21 protein-coding genes are annotated in these 22,108 nt (G+C 57.7%); 7 read left to right on the forward strand and 14 right to left on the reverse strand.

All coding sequences use genetic code 11. The features are described from left to right. The first annotated feature begins 280 nt into the window (after positions 1-280). On the forward strand, positions 281-2,797 hold the full coding sequence (locus ACR3EH_RS16725; protein WP_253762105.1) for a baseplate megatron protein TIM-barrel domain-containing protein: 2,517 nt from the start codon (positions 281-283) through the stop codon (positions 2,795-2,797). Next, the gene (locus ACR3EH_RS16730; protein WP_480634839.1) at positions 2,797-3,093 is read left to right on the forward strand and encodes a DUF7742 family protein; all 297 of its coding nucleotides are present in this window, start codon (positions 2,797-2,799) and stop codon (positions 3,091-3,093) included. Before ACR3EH_RS16725 ends, ACR3EH_RS16730 begins: the two co-directional genes overlap by 1 nt. Here the strand turns inward: ACR3EH_RS16730 and ACR3EH_RS16735 are convergent. Further along, entirely contained in the window at positions 3,074-3,412 is a 339-nt protein-coding gene (locus tag ACR3EH_RS16735; RefSeq protein WP_171185813.1) for a TraR/DksA family transcriptional regulator, read from the reverse strand. The genes ACR3EH_RS16730 and ACR3EH_RS16735 overlap by 20 nt on opposite strands. 84 nt (positions 3,413-3,496) lie before the next feature. Between ACR3EH_RS16735 and cysE the strand changes: the two genes are divergently transcribed. Next, positions 3,497-4,306, forward strand: a complete 810-nt coding sequence (gene cysE / locus ACR3EH_RS16740) for a serine O-acetyltransferase (protein ID WP_171185811.1) — start codon at positions 3,497-3,499, stop codon at positions 4,304-4,306. Between the two features lie 7 nt (positions 4,307-4,313). Here the strand turns inward: cysE and ACR3EH_RS16745 are convergent, their stop codons facing one another. The 6 genes from ACR3EH_RS16745 to ACR3EH_RS16770 form a co-directional block, all read right to left on the reverse strand. Next, a complete protein-coding gene (locus ACR3EH_RS16745; protein ID WP_171676110.1) occupies positions 4,314-4,556 on the reverse strand; it encodes a hypothetical protein in 243 nt (80 codons plus the stop codon). 155 nt (positions 4,557-4,711) lie between these two features. Beyond that, positions 4,712-6,010 carry a pyruvate dehydrogenase complex dihydrolipoamide acetyltransferase gene (locus ACR3EH_RS16750; RefSeq protein WP_171185808.1) on the reverse strand — a complete coding sequence of 433 codons (1,299 nt, stop codon included), beginning with the start codon at positions 6,008-6,010 and terminating at the stop codon, positions 4,712-4,714. A gap of 14 nt (positions 6,011-6,024) precedes the next feature. Continuing rightward, positions 6,025-7,395, reverse strand: a complete 1,371-nt coding sequence (locus ACR3EH_RS16755) for a pyruvate dehydrogenase complex E1 component subunit beta (protein ID WP_171090679.1) — start codon at positions 7,393-7,395, stop codon at positions 6,025-6,027. A gap of 15 nt (positions 7,396-7,410) precedes the next feature. Continuing rightward, positions 7,411-8,400 (reverse strand): pyruvate dehydrogenase (acetyl-transferring) E1 component subunit alpha, encoded by a 990-nt coding sequence (gene pdhA / locus ACR3EH_RS16760; RefSeq protein WP_171090677.1) that lies wholly within the window; start codon positions 8,398-8,400, stop codon positions 7,411-7,413. Positions 8,401-8,576: 176 nt separating this feature from the next. Continuing rightward, a complete protein-coding gene (locus tag ACR3EH_RS16765) occupies positions 8,577-8,876 on the reverse strand; it encodes an FtsB family cell division protein (protein ID WP_171185806.1) in 300 nt (99 codons plus the stop codon). Between the two features lie 163 nt (positions 8,877-9,039). Continuing rightward, positions 9,040-10,230, reverse strand: coding sequence for a phosphoglycerate kinase (locus tag ACR3EH_RS16770; protein WP_171676108.1), 1,191 nt, complete (start codon positions 10,228-10,230; stop codon positions 9,040-9,042). 133 nt (positions 10,231-10,363) lie between these two features. On the opposite strand from ACR3EH_RS16770, the gene ACR3EH_RS16775 reads away from it, so the two are divergent. Beyond that, on the forward strand, positions 10,364-10,870 hold the full coding sequence (locus ACR3EH_RS16775) for a peptidylprolyl isomerase (RefSeq protein ID WP_171090671.1): 507 nt from the start codon (positions 10,364-10,366) through the stop codon (positions 10,868-10,870). Beyond that, positions 10,863-11,420 (forward strand): peptidylprolyl isomerase, encoded by a 558-nt coding sequence (locus ACR3EH_RS16780; RefSeq protein WP_171185802.1) that lies wholly within the window; start codon positions 10,863-10,865, stop codon positions 11,418-11,420. The genes ACR3EH_RS16775 and ACR3EH_RS16780 overlap by 8 nt, the downstream gene beginning before the upstream one ends. 46 nt (positions 11,421-11,466) lie before the next feature. Here ACR3EH_RS16780 and ACR3EH_RS16785 read toward each other — a convergent pair whose 3' ends face one another. From ACR3EH_RS16785 to ACR3EH_RS16815, 7 genes are all read right to left on the reverse strand, one after another. Further along, complete coding sequence (locus ACR3EH_RS16785) at positions 11,467-12,309, reverse strand: alpha/beta fold hydrolase (RefSeq protein ID WP_171185799.1); 843 nt, start codon at positions 12,307-12,309, stop codon at positions 11,467-11,469. 97 nt (positions 12,310-12,406) lie between these two features. Continuing rightward, the gene (gene aqpZ / locus ACR3EH_RS16790) at positions 12,407-13,096 is read right to left on the reverse strand and encodes an aquaporin Z (RefSeq protein ID WP_171676106.1); all 690 of its coding nucleotides are present in this window, start codon (positions 13,094-13,096) and stop codon (positions 12,407-12,409) included. A gap of 111 nt (positions 13,097-13,207) precedes the next feature. Next, the gene (locus ACR3EH_RS16795; RefSeq protein ID WP_171185795.1) at positions 13,208-14,017 is read right to left on the reverse strand and encodes a M90 family metallopeptidase; all 810 of its coding nucleotides are present in this window, start codon (positions 14,015-14,017) and stop codon (positions 13,208-13,210) included. 119 nt (positions 14,018-14,136) lie between these two features. Then, the gene (locus tag ACR3EH_RS16800) at positions 14,137-14,637 is read right to left on the reverse strand and encodes a bactofilin family protein (RefSeq protein WP_171090660.1); all 501 of its coding nucleotides are present in this window, start codon (positions 14,635-14,637) and stop codon (positions 14,137-14,139) included. Beyond that, positions 14,627-15,958, reverse strand: a complete 1,332-nt coding sequence (locus ACR3EH_RS16805) for a DUF5930 domain-containing protein (protein ID WP_171185793.1) — start codon at positions 15,956-15,958, stop codon at positions 14,627-14,629. The genes ACR3EH_RS16800 and ACR3EH_RS16805 overlap by 11 nt, the downstream gene beginning before the upstream one ends. 174 nt (positions 15,959-16,132) lie before the next feature. Beyond that, positions 16,133-17,023: a ferritin-like domain-containing protein gene (locus ACR3EH_RS16810; RefSeq protein ID WP_171185792.1), complete on the reverse strand. Its 891-nt coding sequence runs from the start codon at positions 17,021-17,023 to the stop codon at positions 16,133-16,135. A gap of 18 nt (positions 17,024-17,041) precedes the next feature. Beyond that, the gene (locus tag ACR3EH_RS16815; RefSeq protein ID WP_171185790.1) at positions 17,042-17,503 is read right to left on the reverse strand and encodes a peroxiredoxin; all 462 of its coding nucleotides are present in this window, start codon (positions 17,501-17,503) and stop codon (positions 17,042-17,044) included. A 68-nt stretch (positions 17,504-17,571) separates the two neighbouring features. On the opposite strand from ACR3EH_RS16815, the gene ACR3EH_RS16820 reads away from it, so the two are divergent. Beyond that, a complete protein-coding gene (locus ACR3EH_RS16820; protein WP_371732052.1) occupies positions 17,572-20,949 on the forward strand; it encodes a YhdP family protein in 3,378 nt (1,125 codons plus the stop codon). 42 nt (positions 20,950-20,991) lie between these two features. Continuing rightward, positions 20,992-22,038: a tRNA preQ1(34) S-adenosylmethionine ribosyltransferase-isomerase QueA gene (gene queA / locus ACR3EH_RS16825; RefSeq protein WP_171186235.1), complete on the forward strand. Its 1,047-nt coding sequence runs from the start codon at positions 20,992-20,994 to the stop codon at positions 22,036-22,038. Positions 22,039-22,108: the final 70 nt, after the last annotated feature.

The following is a 22,108-nucleotide window of genomic DNA, read 5'->3' on the forward strand; positions in this document are numbered from 1 at the left end:
GCGGGGAAACCCGGCGGCCGTTTTTCGTTTCTCTCGTGCGGAGAAAACTCACGCATGAGATCTCAGGCAAACATGACTTTGATTACCCCGGAAGAGCGGATTTCCCAGACGGCTGACTTGTTGCAGTCGCTTGAGAGGTCCATTCGCGATCTGCGGCAAGCGGCGGAAGACCTGCGCAAACAGATCGGTGCCGGGGAGGATGCAGATCTTGCTGGTTCAGCCAGGCAACTCGGGCAGTTAGAGGGGCTGATCCGAAGTTGTCAGAAAGTGGAGACAAGCTTTGTCGAACAACATCACAGACAAGCCGGAATCGCCCAAGGGGGCTATGCGCTCGACCTTGAGCGCGCTCGATTTGAAATCGGGTGCAGGTTGGCTCGCCTCCGCCGATGCTGCGGTGCGAGAGAGATTTCTGAGTGAGATCGGGGAGGGGGGGCTGTGTGCCCTCCCTTTCCTGTTTGAGTTTTGGGCGCTGCCGCATCAGTTGCCTCCCGAAGGAAATTGGCGGTCCTGGGTGATTATGGGCGGGCGCGAGGCTGGCAAAACGCGGGCCGGATCTGAATGGGTGCGGTCGATGGTTGAAGGGTCCAAGCCGTTGAATCGTGGTGAGGCGCGTCGTGTGGCGTTGGTCGGTGAGACCTTTGATCAGGTGCGCGATGTGATGATCTTTGGCGATAGCGGGATTTTGCAATGTTCGCCGCCGGATCGACGGCCTGTTTGGAAGGCATCCGAGCGCAAGTTGATTTGGCCCAACGGGGCCGAGGCGCAGGCGTTTTCGGCGCATGATCCTGAGGGATTGCGGGGGCCGCAGTTTGATGCGGCGTGGGTGGATGAGCTGGGCTGTGCGGCAATCGACAAGGGCACAAACCAGCCAAACAAGTTCCTCGACCCCAAGTCCTCGGAATCGCTGTTGCCAGCTTTTTCGAACGGATTGAGGGATGATTACATTCAGGCGCAGTATTTGACCGCGACACTAGGATACTGGAGCGATCCCGCAGTTAATCCAGTGTCACATATCTATGGCGCTCGGATGCTGGATTTGGCGAACGCGTACGTTTGGGCGTGGGATACCCGTCCGTTTCCAACATTTCCAAATCTGCAGAGCCAATGGGACGATGGAGAAAACTATGCCAGAGGGCATTGGCTGAACGGGCGGTCCGGGTCGCGGACACTTGCATCTGTAGTGACCGAAATCTGCCATGGGGCAGGGGTGACAGACATCGATGTTTCGCGGCTTCACGGCGTGGTTCGGGGCTATGTGATCGAAGATGTGACAAACGCACGGTCCGCTTTGCAACCTTTGATGCTGCGTTACGGGTTTGATGCAATTGAACGGGACGGTCAGTTGCGGTTTCAGATGCGAGACGGTTACGGTGCGGTCGCACTCAACCCTGATCATCTGGCCATCAGCAGCGATCTGGAAGGCGCGGTTGAACATCGGCGTGAGGCTGAGGCCGAGATGACTGGTCGGGTTCGCCTGCGCTTTGTGCAGTCGGATGCGGACCATGATCTTGTCGTAGAAGAGGCCGTACTCCCTCAGGACAAAACCCATTCCGTTTCGGTGAATGAAATGCCGTTGTCGATGACCCGGGCAGAGGGTCGTCAAACCGCGGAACGCTGGCTGAGTGAGGCAAGGGCCTCGCGTGATACCGTGCGCTTTGCGCTGCCGCCGTCGCAGATACATCTGGGTGCCGGGGATCTGGTGCGATTATCAGAGGTCGAAAACAGCCCGATTTACCGCATTGACCGACTGGAAACATCGGACCTGCAACTGGCCGAGGCGGTTCGGGTCGAACAAGGTGTCTACAAGGCTTCGGACCTGCGCGAAGATGCTCCGACAGTGAAACCCTATGCTGCGCCGACCCCTTTGCTGCCGGTTTTTCTGGACCTGCCGTTGTTCACTGGCGCAGAAATTCCGCATGCCCCTTATCTGGCTGTCACGGGCGATCCGTGGCCCGGCGCGGCTGCGGTCTATACCTCGTCAAGTGACGAAGCTTACGCGCTGGGCGACATAATCCAGGGCCAAGCGATTGTTGGTGTCACCGAAACCCCGCTGTATCGTGCCAGCGCAGGTGTGTGGGACGAGGGTCCGGCGTTGCGGATCAAGTTGGTGACGGGTCAGTTGGAATCCCGCCCCCGTGGTTCCGTTCTGAATGGCTTGAATCTGGCCGCTATCGGCGATGGGTCGCCGGGCAACTGGGAGGTTTTTCAGTTTTCCGATGCGGTTCTCGAAGCGCCCGGACTCTACGCCTTGTCCGGGCGTCTCAGGGGGCAGTTGGGCACTGACGCGTTGATGCCGGATGTCTGGCCGGATGGCTCAGTTTTTGTTCTTCTGAATTCTCAGATCCAGCAGACAAGTTTGTTGCGCAATGAGCGTCGGATGGCCAAACACTACCGCATCGGGCCTGTGGATCGCAGTTACGATGATCCGTCTTTCCAACATCTGATAGCGTCTTTCGATGGTAACGGATTGCGTCCTTACGCACCGGTGCACCTGAAAGTTCAATCCGGTCTGTCCGGCGATGCATTTTCATGGATCAGACGCGCGCGTCTGGACGCGGATGATTGGTCGGGGCTGGAGATACCTCTGGGCGAAGAAACCGAATTCTATCTGGTGCGCATCCGTGCAGATGGAACATTGCTGCGCGAAGATCTGATCGCGGAACCACGCTGGACCTATTCCGCAACAATAAAGGGGGCGGACGGTTTGACCGGCGCGTATGAGGTCGAAGTGGCGCAGGTGTCAGCCGTCTACGGCCCCGGTCCGTCAACCCGTCTTTTGGTGGGGCAGGCAGCCTGATGCGGCCGGTTCTGCATGGAGATGTCAGTGCCGCAGCGCGTGCTTTATTGGCAGCGCCTCAGGCAGACCGGACCCGTCTATGCGTTCGGATGATTCATGAAGCAGAACTGGCTGACAGGCATCTTGAACGCACGGGGCGACTTCATCCCGTTTACGGCAACGGCTCGCTGATGGCCGTTGCTCGAAACAGAACCCTGGCGCATGAGCCGGGGTTCGACGACTTGCAATATTGCCAATGTTTTGAGACGGTTTTGCACCATCTTTCCAAATTTTTAGTCACCCGGCAGCGCAGTTGACACATCTGATGGCGGCCAAGTCCAGCGTCAGCCGTGCATCCGGAATTCGGTCGCCGCAATCCTCGCAATACCCGTATTCCTCCTCTTCAATGCGTACCAAGGCGGCTTGAAGACGGCTTTTTTCAATATCGCGATTGGTTTGTTGCGCCTTTGCCATGGCCTGGTTTTGCAAGGCATCCATGCGACTCAGTCGGCCAACCGCTTGTTGATCCAGTTCAACGACAGCCTGCGCCTTTTGACCTGACGCTGAAAGCTGTTCCAACTCGGCCAGTCGCTCGCGAATTTTTGTTTCAAAATATGAGCTTTCGAACTCATTCATTTTTGTTGCATTGCAGATCACGGGTTTGCGTTTGGTCTTTTTACCACTAAATGGCATTCTAGGCGCAGCAAAGGATGAAAAGCCATGTTTGAAAAGCGCAGTCACGTAACACCGGTTGATCCGGTTTGGACCCGCATCACATCCGAGGCCCACGCGGCCGTAGAAAAAGAACCACTCATGGGTGGTCTTGTGCACGCCTGTATCCTGCATCACCGCAGCCTTGAACGCGCGCTTTCCTATCGGATTTCGGCCAAGCTGTGCTCGAACGAGATGTCGATGATGGTCTTGCGAGAGATTGTCGACGAAGCATATGCCGATGATCCACATCTGATCGAAGCGGCGCGGGCCGATCTGATGGCCGTTTACGAGCGTGACCCCGCATGTCACCGCCTGTTGCAGCCGATCCTTTACTTCAAAGGGTATCAGGCGATGCAGGCCTATCGGGTTGCGCATTGGCTGTGGACAAAGGGTCGCTATGATCTGGCCTATTTTTTCCAGATGCGCTCGTCCGAGATTTTCGGGATCGATATTCACCCGGCTGCAAAGATCGGTAAGGGCATCATGATTGACCATGCCCATTCCATCGTTATTGGAGAAACAGCGGTTGTCGGCGATAACGTTTCAATGTTGCATTCGGTAACGCTGGGCGGAACCGGCAAGGAAGAGGAACAGCGCCACCCCAAGATCGGCAACGGGGTTCTGATTGGGGCCGGAGCGAAAGTTCTGGGCAATATCGAAGTTGGCCATTGCAGCCGTATCGCTGCGGGTTCAGTGGTTCTGCAACCTGTACCGGCTTGCAAAACAGTTGCCGGTATTCCAGCGAAGATCGTGGGCGAGGCGGGATGCGATCAGCCTGCGATCTCGATGGACCACATGCTGGGCAAAGACCAGTAGTTAAAAATCACTTCAAGCGGTTGGTGCGTTTCTCCAACCGCTTGCGCTTGCGTTCCTCTCGTCTCTGCTGACGCAGTTCTTTGCGCCGTTTTTGTTCAGCTTTCTGTTCGGCAATCGCCTCAGGGTCGTTGTTTTTGAATTTCGAGTGCTCGCCCGGATAACTGTTCGGTTTCGCACAGACCTCGCTTGGTGTCGTCCCAGCCAAAAGGACCAAAACTACCAGGCTTTTTACAAGGTTCTTGCGGACCACAGAGCACCCTCCTTCTGACTTAATCTTGTAGAAGAAGGTGGGAGGTCAATGCGCTTTAGGCAATTGATACGCCAATCACACGGGTTCAATTCAGCGCCAAATGATCAGATGACCCCCGCCCAACACGAGCTTGGGCGAGGGTATGTTTCAGTGCCTCAGGCCAGCATGACCATCGGATTTTCCAGATTGTCGACAATGGCCTTGAGCAGTTCTGCCCCCAGCGCTCCGTCGATGACGCGGTGATCCACGGACATTGTGACAGACATAACGGTTGCCACGGTCAGCTCGCCATCATCTCCGACAACAGGCTTTTTCACACCGGTCCCTACAGCCAGAATTCCGGCATGTGGCGGGTTTACGATTGCATCGAAGTTGTCGATGCCAAACATACCCAGATTTGAGACGGCAAAGGTGCCGCCCTGATACTCATGCGGTGCCAGCTTGCGTTCGCGGGCGCGGGCTGCAAGGTCTTTCATCTCGGTCGACAGGGCGGACAAGGACTTCGTGTCAGCATCTTGCAGAACCGGGGTGAACAGGCCGCCCTCAATCGCAACAGCAACGGCGACGTCCGAAGGCTTCAGTTGCAGCACGCGGTCACCCGCCCAGACTGCGTTACAGGCCGGAACCTGTTGCAGTGCGTTTGCGACAGCTTTGATGATGAAATCGTTGACGCTCAGCTTGACGCCACGGCCTTCCAACTGCTTGTTCAACTGGCTGCGGAACTTGAGCAACGCGTCCAGCTTGATGTCACGACGCAGATAGAAATGCGGGATGGTCTGTTTGGCTTCGGACAGGCGCGCGGCGATGGTTTTGCGCATACCGTCCAGCTGGATTTCCTCGTACTCGCGCCCTTCATACATCCGAGCGACCATGTCTGCCGACGGCCCGGTTGGTGCCGCAGGCGCAGATGGAGCAGCGGTAGCAGGCGCTGGAGCAGCTGCAGCCGGTGCGGCTGTGGCGCTTTCCACATCCGCCTTGACGATGCGACCATGCGGGCCAGAGCCGGCGATCTGCGATAGATCAAGACCTTTTTGCGCCGCAATGCGACGGGCCAGTGGTGAGGCGAAAACACGACCGCCATCAGCCTTGACCGGAGCAGCCGGGGCAGGGGCAGAGGCTGGCGTCTCGGACGCCGCTGGCGCTGCAGTTTCTGCTGCGGGCGCAGCCGCAGGCGCGGCGGCAGGCGTCGCACCAATGTCATCTGCGCTTTCGCCGTCTTCCAGCAGAACAGCAATGGCGGTGTTGACCTTAACGCCTTCGGTTCCCTCGGCGATCAGGATCTTACCGATGGTGCCTTCATCAACGGCTTCGAACTCCATCGTGGCCTTGTCGGTTTCGATCTCGGCCAGCAGGTCGCCAGAGGAAACGGTGTCGCCTTCCTTGACCAGCCATTTGGCAAGCGTGCCTTCCTCCATGGTGGGTGAAAGGGCGGGCATCAGAATTTCGGTGGGCATCTGTCTGTCGCTCCTTACCGGTAGGTCACTTGTTTGACGGCGGCGATCACCTCATCGGTGGTGATCAGGGCCAGCTTTTCGAGGTTCGCGGCGTAGGGCATCGGTACATCTTTGCCGGTGCAGTTGATGACCGGGGCGTCGAGATAGTCGAACGCTTCCTGCATCACGACCGAGCTGATGTAGCTGCCGACCGAGCCTTGCGGCCAACCTTCTTCCACAGTCACCAGACGGTTCGTCTTCATCACCGAGTTGATGATTGCGCCAGTGTCCATCGGGCGGATTGTGCGCAGGTCGATAACTTCGGCACTGATGCCTTCTTCCGCCAGTTTGTCGGCGGCTTCGAGTGCGTATTGCATGCCAATGCCGAAGCTAACGATGGTCACATCCGAACCTTCACGCCAAATACGCGCCTTGCCCAGCGGGATGGTCAGGTCATCCACCTGCGGCACGTCGAAAGAACGCCCGTAGAGGATTTCGTTTTCCAGGAAGACAACCGGGTTGGGGTCGCGGATCGCCGATTTCAGCAGACCTTTAGCATCGGCTGCCGAGTAGGGCATCACCACCTTCAGGCCGGGTATCTGCATGTACCACGCTGCATAGTCCTGAGAGTGCTGCGCAGCCACTCGGGCGGCGGCACCGTTAGGACCGCGGAACACGATGGGGCAGCCCATCTGACCGCCTGACATGTAAAGCGTCTTGGCAGCAGAGTTGATGATCTGGTCAATCGCCTGCATGGCGAAGTTGAAGGTCATGAACTCGACAATCGGTTTCAGACCTCCAAAGGCTGAACCAACGGCGATGCCTGCAAAACCGTGTTCGGTGATCGGCGTATCGATCACGCGCTTGGGTCCAAACTCGTCCAGCAGACCTTGGCTGATTTTATACGCGCCCTGATATTCGGCGACTTCTTCACCCATCAGGTAGACGTCTTCGTCACCACGCATTTCCTCGGCCATCGCGTCACGCAGCGCTTCACGGACGGTTTCGGACTTCATCTCTGCATCTGCGGGCCAATCGGGCGACAGGTCAACGACCGGAGCAGCGGGGGCAGCGGCAGAAGCGGGGGCCTCAACCGCCGCAGGGGCGGCCTCGGTCACCGCTGCGGCTGCGGGGGCAGCCGCTGGCAGGGCAGAGGCGTCTTCGCCTTCTTCCACCAGAACCGCGATAGGGGTGTTCACCTTGACCCCTTCGGTACCTTCAGCGATCAGGATCTTGCCAATGATGCCTTCATCAACGGCTTCAAATTCCATCGTCGCCTTGTCGGTTTCGATCTCGGCCATGATATCGCCAGAGCTTACAGTGTCGCCTTCCTTGACCAGCCATTTGGCCAGGGTGCCCTCTTCCATTGTGGGCGAAAGGGCGGGCATGAGAATTTCGGTTGCCATGTCTTATTCGTCCTCTCAGGCGTAAATGTCAGTCCAGAGCTCTTCGACGGAAGGCTCGGGGCTTTCTTTCGAGAATTCGGCGGCTTGATTGACGACCTCTTTGATTTCTTTATCGATCGCCTTCAGATCATCCTCGGTTGCGTGTTTGCCGGTCAGCAGCAGCTCGCGCACATGTTCGATCGGATCGCTTTGTTCGCGGACCTTCTGAACTTCCTCGCGGGTGCGGTACTTGGCCGGGTCAGACATCGAGTGGCCGCGATACCGGTAGGTTTTAACCTCAAGGATGTAAGGGCCTTTGCCCGCACGGCAGTGGGCCACGGCTTTCTCACCTGCGGCCTTAACCGCCAACACATCCATACCGTTGACGATCTCGCCGGGAATGCCAAACGCCTCGCCGCGCACGTAGATGTCTGGCGACGATGTTGATCGCGCCTGCGCTGTACCCATAGCGTATTGGTTGTTTTCGATCACAAAGACCACTGGCAGATCCCAGAGAGCAGCCATGTTGAACGTCTCATAGACCTGACCTTGGTTGGCCGCGCCATCACCGAAATAGGTGAATGTCACGCCACCGTTCTCTTTATATTTGTCAGCAAAGGCCAGACCTGCGCCCAGCGGAACCTGTGCACCAACGATGCCGTGACCGCCATAGAAATGCTTCTCTTTCGAGAACATGTGCATCGAGCCGCCCTTGCCTTTGGAAAGGCCGCCTTCGCGCCCGGTCAGTTCGGCCATAACGCCGCCCGGATCCATACCGCAGGCCAGCATATGGCCGTGATCGCGATACGAGGTGATGCGTTTGTCACCTTCCTGTGCGGCGGCTTCGAGGCCGACAACAACCGCTTCCTGTCCGATGTAAAGGTGGCAGAAGCCGCCAATCAGACCCATACCGTAAAGTTGACCGGCCTTTTCCTCGAATCGGCGGATCAGCAGCATCTCGCGGTAGTAGGTTTTGAGCTCTTCCGCAGAAACATTTGGTTTCTTTGTGGTTTTTCGCGCAGCCATTGTGGCGATCTCCCCCTTTCGGACAGATAGTTTAGCGTTAAACTATCTTCTAAAGCATTTCGGGCGATCTGGCGAGTGTTAATGTGACGCAGCGTCGGTTTACGCTAAGCTGCGCTTATCAAAGCAAAATGAATTGTTGGTAGAGAAGGGCTGCTCGACGAAAAAACCAAGTCCGCTTAGCGAATGACGATCTCGTCCGCGCGGATCATACCCAGAACCGAGCGTGCCTGCTGGTCCAGAAGGTCCAGGTCAAGATAAGTGTCAGATAACCGTAGCGTCAGGTTCTCCATCTCGGCGATCTCGGTATTCAGCTTCGCCAAATCGCGCGACAGAGCGTCCCGTTCCGCTGCAATCTCGACCCGCCGGAACAGGCCATAATCTCCTTGTACGGCGGCAAAGGTGAAATAGACACCCAGCATGAAAGCCACCGAGAAGAAAGCAACTGCGCCCAAACCGGGCCGATGGGAACGGGACACTCTGTTTACCGCCGTATGAAAACTTGCCTCAATAACGGGTCCTTTTCGAACCTCTTTCAGCACTATGTCACAGGTGATTCGGCTTGTGAATCCCCTGATTCCCAAAAATCAGGGGATGAGTCAGAATGTCTCGCAAGGTAAGCGAAAGCGCGCCGCGACAGGACTACTGTTCCAATGCGGCTACACCGGGCAGGGTCTTACCCTCCATCCATTCCAAGAACGCGCCGCCCGCAGTGGAGATGTACGAGAAATCATGCGCCGCGCCCGATGCGTTCAATGCGGCAACGGTATCGCCGCCACCGGCAACTGAGACCAACTGGCCCGAACGGGTCAAAGCCGCCGCTTTCAATGCGGCCGCATTGGTCGCTGCATCAAAGGGTTCCAATTCGAACGCGCCAAGCGGGCCGTTCCAGATCAGCGTTTTGCTTTTTGCAAAGATCTCGGTGATCGCGGCGACGCTTTCAGGACCTGCATCCAGGATCATGCTGTCTTCGGGGCATTGATTTGCGGGCAGGACCTGATGCGGAGCATGGGCTTCGAATTTGTCTGCAACCACAATATCCGTGGGCAGAACAATGATGCAGCCTGAGCTTTCGGCTTTGGTCAGGATTTCGGCAGCGGTATCCGTCATGTTCCGCTCAGCCAGCGATTTGCCGACGTTCAGACCTTTTGCGACCAGAAAGGTATTGGCCATGCCACCGCCAATGACAAGATAGTCCACCTTGTCGATCAGATTGCCCAACAACTCCAGTTTGGTGGATACTTTTGCACCGCCTACGACAGCAGTTACGGGCCGTTTAGGGGCACCCAGTGCGCCTTGCAGCGCTTGCAATTCGGCTTGCATCAGGCGACCTGCACATGCGGGCAGAAGGCGCGCCAAAGCCTCGGTCGAACTGTGGGCGCGGTGCGCGGCTGAAAACGCATCGTTGCAATAAACGTCCCCCAGCTTGGCCATGCCTGCGGCCAGATCAGCGTCGTTCTTGGTCTCGGCTGCGTGAAAGCGCGTGTTTTCCAGCAGCAATACCTGACCCGGTTGCAACGCATCGGCGGCCAGTTCAGCCTCGGTGCCCACGCAATCGGCTGCAAACAGGACAGGGGCGCCAAAGGTGCTTTCCAGTGTCGGCACCAGTTGCTTGAGTGACAAGTTTTCGCGTCGCTCGCCACCCGGGCGACCGAAATGGGCCAGTAGGATCGGCTTACCACCGGCGGCCAGAATATCGCGCACTGTCGGTGCGATCCGCTGGATACGGGTGGCGTCGGTCACAACACCGTCAACGACAGGGACATTGATGTCCACGCGCACCAGCACGCGTTTGCCGTTCAGATCCATATCGTCCAGTGTTTTCCAGCCCATCGTGCAATCCTTCCCAGTGGCAACCGATTTAGGCGGTTCTTTTCCTGCATTTTGCCCTCAGGTCAATGCGTCACTTGGCATTCACGCGCTTGGCGCATAGGTATTTGCGCAAGACAAACGACAGGAGGGCCACATGGCCGAGATCAAAGATCCCGAAAACACAATCATCATCGAGCTGAAAGGCGGTAACGTCGTCATCGAGCTGTTGCCCGACGTGGCCCCCCAGCACAGCGCGCGGATGAAGGAACTGGCCCGTGGCGGAGAATATGACAACGTAGCCTTTCACCGTGTGATCGACGGTTTCATGGCGCAAACCGGCGACGTTCAGCACGGCGATATGGAAGACGGCTTCAACCTGCGCATGGCGGGCACCGGTGGGTCGTCACTGCCGAACGTTCCTGCCGAGTTCTCCAAACTGCCCCATGATCGCGGCACGCTGGGCGCGGCACGGTCGCAAAACCCGGATTCGGCCAACTCTCAGTTCTTCATCAACTTCAAGGACAACCACTTCCTGAACGGTCAATACACCGTTTATGGCCGCGTGATCGATGGCATGGAGCATGTGGATGCCATCGTTCGGGGCGAGCCGCCAGCGAACCCGGATCGCATGATCAGCGTCAAAGTGGCCGCCGATGTATAAGCTGGCTGCGGTTTTTGCACTGGTGACCAGCCCGGCACTGGCCAGCGGTCTGCAGATTGAGGTCGAAGGGGAAGGGGCCAATGGCACCATCTCGATCGACTTGTTCGAGGACGTCGCTCCCAAGCATGTGGAACAGATCACTGCGCTGGCCACCGACGGTCAGTATGATGGCGTCGTGTTTCACCGCGTGATTGACGGCTTCATGGCACAAACCGGCGACGTGCAATACGGCAATTCCGGTGCGGACGGGTTTGACATGCGTTACGCTGGACGCGGCGGATCCGACCGTCCTGATTTGCCGGCCGAATTCTCCGAGGTCACCTTTGACCGGGGCGTGGTCGGCATGGCGCGTTCGAACGATCCGGATTCGGCCAATTCGCAGTTTTTCATCATGTTCGAACCCGGCCCGTTCCTGGACGGGCAGTACACTGTGGTCGGTCAGGTGACCGATGGCATGAACGTGGTGGATGCGATCAAACGCGGGCATTCCCAGACCGGAGCGGTCACGGGCCAGCCCGACGTGATGAAAAAAGTCACCGTCACTGAATAAGCAGTGAAAGCCCGGCGCGGCCCAAAGCGCCGGGTTTTTCTATGGTTTATTGATCGATAAAGTCGCGGATAGCTTGCGTATAGGCATCCGGCTTCTGAAACGAAGCAAAGTGACTGACATCTTTCAGAACAAGCAAGTCTGCCCCCGGAATAGCCTCGGAAATTGCCTGCGAATGTGCCATTAGGATAGCTTCGTCATGCGCGCTTTGAACGACCAGTGTCGGGACAGTGATCGACGACAGCGCCTCCAAACCACCGGGTTTTTCGGTGCTCCACATAGCAGCAACCCCGCCCAGGAACGCTTCGAATCCATCTGGCGTGGGGGACATTGCTGCATAATCTTCGGCCATCATGCCGACATAGGCGCCAAACACTTCGTTGGTTTCTACTGACGGATCGATGCCATCCAGCGTCACATTACCCGCATGAGCAAAATGACTGGCCAACCGTTCCGGGTTGGTGCTCGAAATCGAATAGCCGATGTTGGCCCCGTCGGACCAGCCAACCAGATGCACTTGATCGATCTCCAGATGATCCAACAAAGCCAGGTAATCCTGCGACAGCAATCCGTAGGAATATGTGCTGCCATCATTGGTTGATCGCCCGTGCCCGCGAGTGTCGGCAACGATCACGGTGTGATCTGCGGCAAGATCCGCAACCTGCGCTGCCCAGATGTCACCATGCGCCAAGCCACCATGGATCATTAAGATCGGTGTGCCCTCTCCGTCTCCATAGGTGGCGTAGTACATATTGATCCCATTGATTTCAGCAGTTCCGGACGTGTTGGCTGGGGGCATCTCTGGGGCTGCTGGGATGCTCAGCCGCGGGTCGGCAGCCCAACTGGCGGTGGCCAGGCATCCCAGTACAAATGTAGTCGCTGTAATCTTCATAATATCCTCCCGTTGATCCCGAGCCTTGGTTCAGCCGGGCGTTACGGAAGGATACGCTTGTTTTTTACTGACAGGGAAAAAACCGAGTCAGTTCACGTTAGTCTTCAGATGAAGTCATTTTCCAGATCAACGCACCGACCGCGCCGCCGATCAGGGGTGCCACCCAGAACATCCAAAGCTGTGCCAGCGCGGGGCCGTCTGCGAACAGGGCGACTCCGGTGGACCGGGCGGGATTGACCGATGTGTTGCTGACCGGAATTGACACCAGATGGATCAGTGTCAGTGCCAGGCCAATGGCAATCGGTGCGAAACCAGCCGGTGCCTTATCTGAAGTTGCGCCCAGAATGATGAAGATGAAAAAGGCCGTCATCACAATTTCGATCACCAGAACGGACATCATCGAATAGCCTTGCGGGGACGCGTCTCCGTATCCGTTTGATGCGAACCCTCCGACCCCTTCGAAACCGGGTGCTCCGCTAACGATCAGGTACAACACAATGGCGGCTGCAATCGCTCCGACAACCTGAGCGACCCAATAGGGCAGCAGATCTTTGGCTGGAAACCTTCCGCCAATCATCAGCCCCAAGCTGACCGCCGGGTTGAAGTGACCGCCAGATATCGGACCAACCGTGTAGGCCATTGTCAGAACCGTCAGGCCGAAGGCGAAGGACACGCCAAGCCATCCGATGCCGACATCTGCAACTCCTGCGGCCAAAACGGCACTGCCGCAGCCTCCGAGAACCAGCCAAAAGGTACCGAAGAACTCGGCAAGTAATTTTGACGACATGAAATTTCCTCCACAATGCGATGAGGTTAACTGTAATTCAAAAATTAACTTTTGTTAAATTGAGGCGAACGGGGAATTCCCGGATGCCCTCTCACCCCAGGCGACAACCGACTAATGCCATTGTGCAGGATCCAGGTGAAAAAGTTTCGACAGCTGTTTGTAGACCTCTGGGTCAGAGTTGCGGAGTGCCTTTGGTCGCTCAAAGAACACTTCAACTGAAACGGCGAAAAACTCTTCGTGCCCTTCCGCGCCGTAGGGGTCAATTACGGTTGGGCGTCCCATTTCAACGGCCTGTACATGGGCGTCATAAGCCGTCAGAAACGCGGCCTCCCACTCCGAAAAGCTCTGGTTGGCGCTGAGAACGGGCACACCATTGGCCGACCCTGTCAGATCGTCGATCTGATGTGCGAATTCGTGAAAGACAACGTTTTGTCCGTCATGATCGTTCATCGCACCACGTTGGCTGTGCGCCCAGGACAGGATCACCGGGCCGCGATTCCAGCTTTCGCCAGTTCGCACGATTTCTTTTTCGGTGACGACATAACCGCTGTGTCGGCTCTGTCTGGATTTGAAAGCACTGGGATAGATTAGGATGGTGGTGAGGTTGTCATACCAAAGCTCAGTATTCACAACCAACAGACAGGCTTGCGCGGCGATGGACATCTGCATGTCTTCTGTGACATCCAGACCGTCGCAACCTATAAACTCGACCTGATCGAGAAACAGGTTGATTTTGCCTTCCAGCTTTGCGCGCAGGTCTTGCGGCACTTTCTGCAGGATCGGGACCTGAGCGTCGATAAGCCGTCGTTGCTGATCGCTCAGCGGCGCGGCCAGCAGGGCCCGGCGGGCCTGTTGCTTTGACCAAAAGTAATACGCCACACCACCAGCGATCAGGGCGACAAGTAACAAAAAAACCAACATGGTCCGACCCTAACGCGATGTCAGCGGGATCAAAACCAGTTTCACAGGCAAGCAGTTGTTATAAAAAAAGACGCCGCAGGTGTTTCTGCGGCGTCTCGGGTCTGACCTGAAAGGTCGAATTATTGTTTGACGTCAGCCGCCGGGTTCGACCCCCCCTTGGCGCTGCGGCCAGGGTTCAGCGGATCGTCCTGACGCTGCACCGAACCTTCGAAATGCGCACCGCTTTCGATGGCGATGGTCTTGTGGATGATGTCGCCTTCGACACGCGCGGTCGAGGTCAGGCGCACCTTCAGGCCACGTACCCGGCCAACGATGCGGCCGTTGATCACGACGTCATCGGCGGTGACTTCACCTTTGATGGTTGCAGATTCACCAATGGTCAGAAGATGAGCACGGATGTCGCCTTCGACAGTGCCTTCCACCTGAATGTCACCGGAGGTCTTGATGTTGCCGGTGATGTGCAGATCCGAGGACAGAACCGACGCAGGCGGCTTTGGCTTGGGCGCAGTGGCAGGTTTCGACTCGGTTGGAGCAGGGGCCGCTGGGGTCGCCGGAGCGGCAGGTTTGGCCGCCTCAGGTGCCTTGGATGCGGGCTCGTTGATTTTGCTTTTAGAAAACATTTCTCGCAGCCTTGATGTAAGTCATTGGGTTCACGGGCTTTCCGTTCACGCGCACCTCATAGTGCAAATGCGTGCCGGTGGACCGTCCGGTGCTACCCATATCAGCAATATGATCCCCGCGCGAGACCCTTTGACCAACCTTGACGTTGATCTTGGTGTTATGAGCGTAAAGTGTCTCAATTCCAAACGCGTGCTTGATTTTCACAAGCCGTCCGAAACCCGACTGCCAACCTGCGTGGGTGACCACACCGTCTGCTGTCGCGAAGATATCAGTGCCGTGCGCACCAGCGAAATCCGCACCGTTATGCATCCGACGACCTCCGGTTTTGGGGTCGCGGCGTGTGCCAAATCCGCTGGTGAAACGCACTGCACTGTTGACCGGGCTGGCGAAGGGGGCCTTTTCCGCAGCAATCCGGTACAGGTTCAACTGATCCATCTGTTGAAGCAAAATGTTCGCGCGGGCCTCGTCGGCAGACAGCTCGTCCTCCTCGCCACGCGTGCTAAGGGATAAAGGGGTCAGCGGACCGCCCATACCGCTATATCCGCGCCGGACCTCTTCGATGATACGATCGGTGGGCATCCCCGCCTGGCGGAACATCTTGTCCAGCGGTTCGACCGAGATCACCATGGCGTCTTCCAACTGGCGGAAGATCGCGTCGCTGCGCTCTTGCATCAGACGAATTTCCAGTTCCAGTTCGTCCCTCTGAACCAATGCATCTTGCGCGTCCGAAGCGATCTGGTCGCGTTCTTCGGCAGTGCGTGCCAACGCATCCGTCATGAAGGCCATCTGCACCGGGGCGGTAGAGGCCGTCATATACATGTCGGTGTCACTGGTTTCCTGCTTCAGGGTCGCCAGCTCAGTCCGTGCCTCTTCCCGTTGCTTCATGGTGCTGCGCAGGGTGGTTTGGATGACCTCGATGCCGGTCTCAAGCTCGCGGCGGCGGTTTTCCGACGCCAGCAGCTCGGACTGCATAGCGGAAATCTGCTCAAGCGCTGCATTAAATCGGTCTTGGGCCGCAAGGGCCTCTTGCGCGCGGGCGTCCCGTTCTGCGGACAGGATGTTCAGGCGTTCCTGATAGGTCGCCTGATCGCGTTTGGCTTGTTCTCTGAAGTTGCCAGACCCGATGCTGTCCATCAGCAGAATGGCCGTCGCGACCGCTGTCCAGCCGACCATGACAGCAACGCCAGCCACCGCAATCACCTGCGTTTCCGAGCTAAGCCGGATAAAGCGTGTGTCCTTGTCAGATTTCAGAAAAACCCGGCGTTCCGGGAAATGCCGCTCCAGCAGCGAATGTAACTTTATTGTCAGACGTGTTCGCACGCGTCTTACCTCTCATCCCCAAGATCGGGACCGGTCGTGGTGCAATAGCCGTCCCTTGGGCCGATTGCATAAACGGCTCGTCGTGAACGGGCAAGTTTGTTGACCAATCTGCGTCAAACGGCGCAAAAATCCCCCTGAGATCGGCGAGAACTTGCCGAAAATAACGAAGAAGTGTCAGTTTGTGACTTCTCCGGGCGCAGGCAGATCCTCGGTCAGGGGCCAATAGAAATCGGGTGGCAAGCCAGCTTCAGCGCGCTTTTCCTCGTTAAAGGGTGGTTTCAATACGCCGTGAAAATAGCGTCGGACCAGCGCGTGAAACACATCCTTTGGGTCGGCATTTTCGCGACCGCACAGGAAATGAAACCATTTCGAGCCATAAGCAACATGGCCGACTTCTTCGGCATAGATCACCTCAAGAGCCGCAATGGCTTGGTCCAACGTGGCCTTGCGAAAGATCTCGATCATGCCGGGGGTGACATCCAGACCGCGTGCCTCAAGCACCATGGGAACAACGGCCAGCCGTCCCATCAGATCTTCGGCAGTGTCCTCGGCAGCGCGCCACATGCCTGCATGGGCGGGCAGGGCGCCGTAATGGCTGCCCATGCTTTCCAGGCAATCGCAAACCATCTCGAAATGGCGCGATTCTTCTTCGGCGCATTTCACCCAGTCGTCGTAGAACCCGATGGGCATGGAAACGTGACCGAACCTGGCAATGATGTCCCAGTGCAGATCGACGGCGTTCAATTCGATATGGGCCACGGCGTGCAACAGCGCGATACGCCCGGCCTCGGTCCCGGGTTTCCGCTTTGGCACTTCGCGGGGCGACAAAAGCTCGGGCTTGTCTGGGCGGGCGGGGTTCAAGGGGGGTGTTGCCGTGCCAATCTCGATTGGGTCAGTTTCGCCCTTGCGAGCAGCAAACCAAGCGGCGGCGTGCGCTTTGGACAGGGCGGTCTTGGCCCGCCCGTCCGCTGTTGTCAGAACCTCTGTCGCCATCTGTGTCAGTGTCTTGGTCACGGGGTCGCTCCGCCTCGGTCGTGTCGAGGCGGGTCTTAAACCGGATGGCATGACAGGTCGAGGGGGGGCTTACAGCGCCTTCACCGCCTCAAGCACCTCGTCCACATGACCGGGCACTTTGACTTTGCGCCAGACCTTGGCAATGCGACCTTCAGCATCAATTACAAAGGTCGAACGTTCGATGCCCATCGACTTGCGCCCATACATGTTCTTTTCCACCCAGACGCCATAGTCCTCGCAAACGGTCGAGTTTTCATCCGACAGAAGCGGCGTGGTCAGCCCATGCTTGGCCACGAACTTCTCATGCTTTGCGACGCTGTCGCGTGAGATGCCGAAAACGTGAGCACCCGCATCCGCAAAGGCCTGAAGCTGTTCTGAAAAACCGATGGATTCCTTCGTGCAGCCCGGCGTATCATCACGGGGATAGAAGAACAAAACCACGGTGCCACCGCGCAACGCCGAAAGCGTCACCTCGCCACCGCCGTCGCGCGGCAAAGTGAAGTCGGGGGCCATGTCAGAAATATCGGGCATTGGAAACTCCGCTAAAGGTTTTTAAAGGCTGCCTGATATCATAGGGCGACACGTGCGGGTTGGAAGGCGTGAATAGCAAATTGAAGCAACGCGAGGACGACGAAGGGGAGGCACCGAACAAACCGGTACGCCGCCGGTCGCGTCGTCGCGCTGCCGGGATTTGGGCCATGCGCGGGGCGATCATGCTGGTGCTGCTGGCGATGTTCACCGGTTTCATGATTGTGGGCCAAAGGATGCACGCGCCCGCCTGGCTCAGGGACAGGGTCGAGACGCGGTTGGAACAGGCTCTGGGCGGGCTGCAAATCCGGTTTGGTGACGTCAGTTTTATCATCCATGAGGGCTGGCGGCCCCGGCTGCGCCTGACCGATGTGTCCATCAGCGACGCGGCGGGCCAACAGATTGCACAGGTCTCGGATATGCGCGCCAGCCTTGCTATGCGGCCTTTGCTGCGTGGGCATGTCCGCCCGAAACGCATTATCCTGAGCGGTGCGCAGATCGCGCTGACCCGCGACACGGATGGGGCTTTGATCCTGACCGTCGGATCAGGCAGCGCACCGGTGCAAGAGGCACCGAATCTGGCGGAGTTGATCGAGGCGTCTGATCAGGTGTTCCTGTCTCCGGCACTGTCTGCACTGACTTCGGTCGAACTTGATGCAATCACGCTGGATTACCTGGATTTGCGGCAGGGGCGGTCCTGGGTGCTGGATGGCGGGCATATTCAGGCAAACCGCAGCGATAATGAGGTGCGACTGGCCACCGGGTTCTCGGTTCTGGCCGGGCGGGACTACGTCAGCGCGATCGAGGCCAACTATTCCAGTACGCTTGGCAGTCCAGCTGCGCAGTTTGGCATCTCGGTCTCGGACCTGCCCGCAGAAGACATCGCCGGCCAAAGCCCCGTGCTTGCGTGGTTGCAGGTTCTGAGGGCCCCAATCTCGGGGGCTTTGCGGGGCAGTATCGACGAAAGCGGTGCTATCGGGACAGGTTTTGCAACTCTCAACCTTGGTGCGGGGGCCGTGCAACCCAATCCCGAAACACGTCCGGTGCCGTTTGAATCTGCCCGCACCTATTTCACTTATGATCCGAAATCCCAGGCGCTGAACTTCAACGAGGTTTCGGTGGTTTCTGCCTGGGGTAAAGTACAGGCGGACGGCACGGCATTTCTGCAGGGCGTGGAAGAGGGCGTTCTGGACAGCCTGACCGCGCAGATGCGTTTGTCCGGCATCAACGTGAACCCCGCCAATCTGTTTCCCGAACCAATCCAACTGTCGCGCGCCAGCGTGGATTTCAAAATGGTCTTGGACCCGTTCGAGTTGCAGCTAGGGCAGGTTACCATCGAAGACCCGGGGCACATCATACGCGCGTTTGGGGTGCTGAGCGGTCGTCCTGACGGTTGGGCGGTCAAGCTGGATGCCCATCTGGATCAGATGACCTCGGACAAGGTGCTCAGTTACTGGCCTGAGCGCTTGGCGCCCAAGCCGCGTGAGTGGGTCACCGATAATCTGTACGAAGGGGTTCTGTCGGATATGGACTTTGCCCTTCGGCTTGAACCTGGATCGAAACCCGATCTGTATTTGGATTTCGGATTCGAGAAGGCCAAAATCCAGTTCGTTAAAACGCTGCCGCCAATCGAAAACGCGCAGGGTCAGGCAAGTCTGCTCAATCAGCGCTTTACCGTTACCGCACAGCAGGGGGTGGTGATTGCCGATGAAGGTGGTGCCGTGGATGCTTCGGGCACGTCGTTCATCATACCTGATACGGATATCAAGAAATCAGCCCCTGCAATCGCGCGTATCCAAGCCAAAGGCAGTGTGACGGCGGCCTTGTCGCTGTTGGATCGTCCGCCTCTTGAATTGTTGACTAAGGCCGGGCTGCCTGTCGACCTTGCCGACGGAACGGCATCTTTGGCTGGTACGTTATCGTTGCCGCTGAAAAAGGGGCTCAAGTTTCAGGACACCGAGTTTCACTTCGACGGCCATCTGGCCAACCTGTTGAGCGATCGTCTGGTACCCGGATTTACTGTCAGCGCCGCTTTGCTGGATCTGTCCGGAAACCAGTCCGGTGTTCAGATCAAAGGGCAGGGACAATTCGGAGATGTCCCGCTTGAGGCGCTTTGGCAGCAGCCGATTGATGGAAAAACCGCACAGCGCAGTACATTGACAGGCCAGATCGAATTGTCGCCACGCCTAATGGATGAAATCGGCGCAGGGCTTCCGCCGGGGATGTTGACCGGGTCCGGGATTGCGGACATCTCCTTGGGGCTTGGCGCGGACGAGCCACCGAAGCTGTCCGTTTCGTCGGACTTGCAGGGCGTTGCGCTTGCGATCCCGGAACTTGGTTGGCGCAAAGCGACGTCCGCTTCGGGATCTCTGACCGCCGAAGCAACCTTGGGTAAACAGCTGAAAGTGGACAGCCTGCGCATTGAGGGCGCTGGCCTGCGGACCAGCGCCTCCATCACGTTTCGGGACAACGGCGATTTTGATCGCATCCAATTCAGCTCATTCGATATTGGTAATTGGTTGGCGGTTCCCGCCGAGATGATCGGACGTGGTGATACCGTCCCGGACATACGCGTGCTGGGCGGTGTGCTGGATATGGGAAAAGCGACGTTTGGCGAAAGCAGCGGTGGTGGCGGGGCTGGTCCCAAGCTGGATGTTGCACTGGACCGCCTGCAAATCACCGAAGCTGTGGCGCTGACGGGTTTTCGGGGCTCATTTCAAACAACCGGGGGGGTGAACGGGGGATTTACGGCGCAGGTCAATGGTGGGGCAGCGGTTTCAGGGCAGGTGACCCCACGTGGAAACCGCAGCGCTGTGACGCTGACATCGAAAGACGCGGGGGCCGTGCTGCGTTCTGCCGGGGTGCTGACCCAAGCACGTGGCGGAGATATGAACCTGAACCTCGAGCCGGTCACAGCGCCCGGCAACTACGACGTTATTCTGAGGATTGTGAACACACGCATCACCGATGCTCCTGCCATGGCGGCATTGCTGAACGCGATCAGCCTTGTTGGCCTGCTGGACGAGATGGCTGGACAGGGCATCTTTTTCTCGGCCATAGACAGCCGCATGAGGGTCACGCCCACCGAGATCAAAGTGCTCAGCGGCAGTGCAGTCGGACCATCCATGGGCCTGTCCTTCGATGGCACCATCGACACAGTGAACGAGATGCTAAACCTGCGCGGGGCCATTTCGCCGATCTATTTGCTGAATGCCGTCGGCAGCGTCTTTACCCGCAAGGGAGAGGGGGTGTTTGGTTTTAACTATACCCTCAAAGGACCGCTCGCGTCGCCGAAAGTGTCGGTCAACCCCTTGTCTGGCCTTGCTCCGCTGTTTCTGCGCGACCTGCTGCGCCAGCCCGCCCCAAAGGTGTCAGACGGCCCCAATGCGGTTCCCCTGAAACCAGACGAGCCGAAACCCACCTTTGGCTCGCGTCCCAGCGACCGCTGAGAGCATATGGCCGAATCCCTTTCGGGGATGTATGGCGCGCGCATGAAACTCAGCGATTTTGATTTCCATCTGCCCGAAGACCTGATTGCCACGCGACCTGCCAGTCCGCGCTCGTCTGCGCGTTTGCTGGTGGCACAGGGCGATGTGACGACGGACAGCCATGTGTTCGACCTGCCGGATTTTCTGCAACCAGGCGATCGGCTGGTTCTGAATGACACGCGCGTTATCCCGGCACGGCTGAACGGGCGCCGTCATCGGGACAGTGCGCAAGGCCCGGTCTCGGCAGGGATTGAGGCCACATTGCTGGACCCTCAGGCCGATGGCACATGGTCGGCACTGATCAAGCCGCTGAAAAAAGTGAAGATTGGGGAAGAGATTGTCTTCTCGGACGATCTGAGTGCAACGCTGTGCAAGGTTGAGGACGGTCAGGCGTATCTGAGGTTCAACCTGAGCGGAGAGGATTTTGATGCCGCGTTAGAGCAGGCCGGTGCGATGCCCCTGCCACCTTATATCGCGGCCAAACGTCCCGCGGATGAACAGGATAGGACCGATTACCAAACCATCTGGGCGCGAAATTCTGGTGCGGTTGCCGCCCCGACCGCCTCGTTGCATTTCGATGATGCGCTGATGAGCGCGTTAGCGGACCGAGGTGTTGGTTTCACGCACGTCACCCTTCACGTGGGCGCAGGCACGTTCCTGCCCGTCAAAGTAGAAGACGTGACGACCCACAAGATGCATGCAGAATGGGGGCAGGTGAGCCCTGAGGCAGCAGCCGAGATTCAGGCGACCAAAGACGCAGGCGGGCGTGTAATCCCGGTGGGCACCACGGCATTGAGGTTGATCGAAAGCGCCGCGCTGTCCGGAACAATCCAACCTTGGGAAGGGGACACCGATATATTCATCTATCCCGGTTTCAAGTTCCACGTCACCGACGCGCTGATGACCAATTTCCACCTGCCGAAATCAACGCTGTTGATGCTGGTGTCGGCGCTCATGGGGCAAGACCGGATGCTTAAAGTGTATGATCATGCGATTGAGCAGAAATACCGTTTCTTTTCTTACGGCGACGCGTCGCTTTTAATCCCGTGAAGGGCGCAGGCGAAGCATCAAAACAGTTCAATGTCGTAGACAAGCGCGACAGAAGCGGTCTTTGATCGCA

The organism is Ruegeria sp. BG7 (assembly GCF_056535685.1).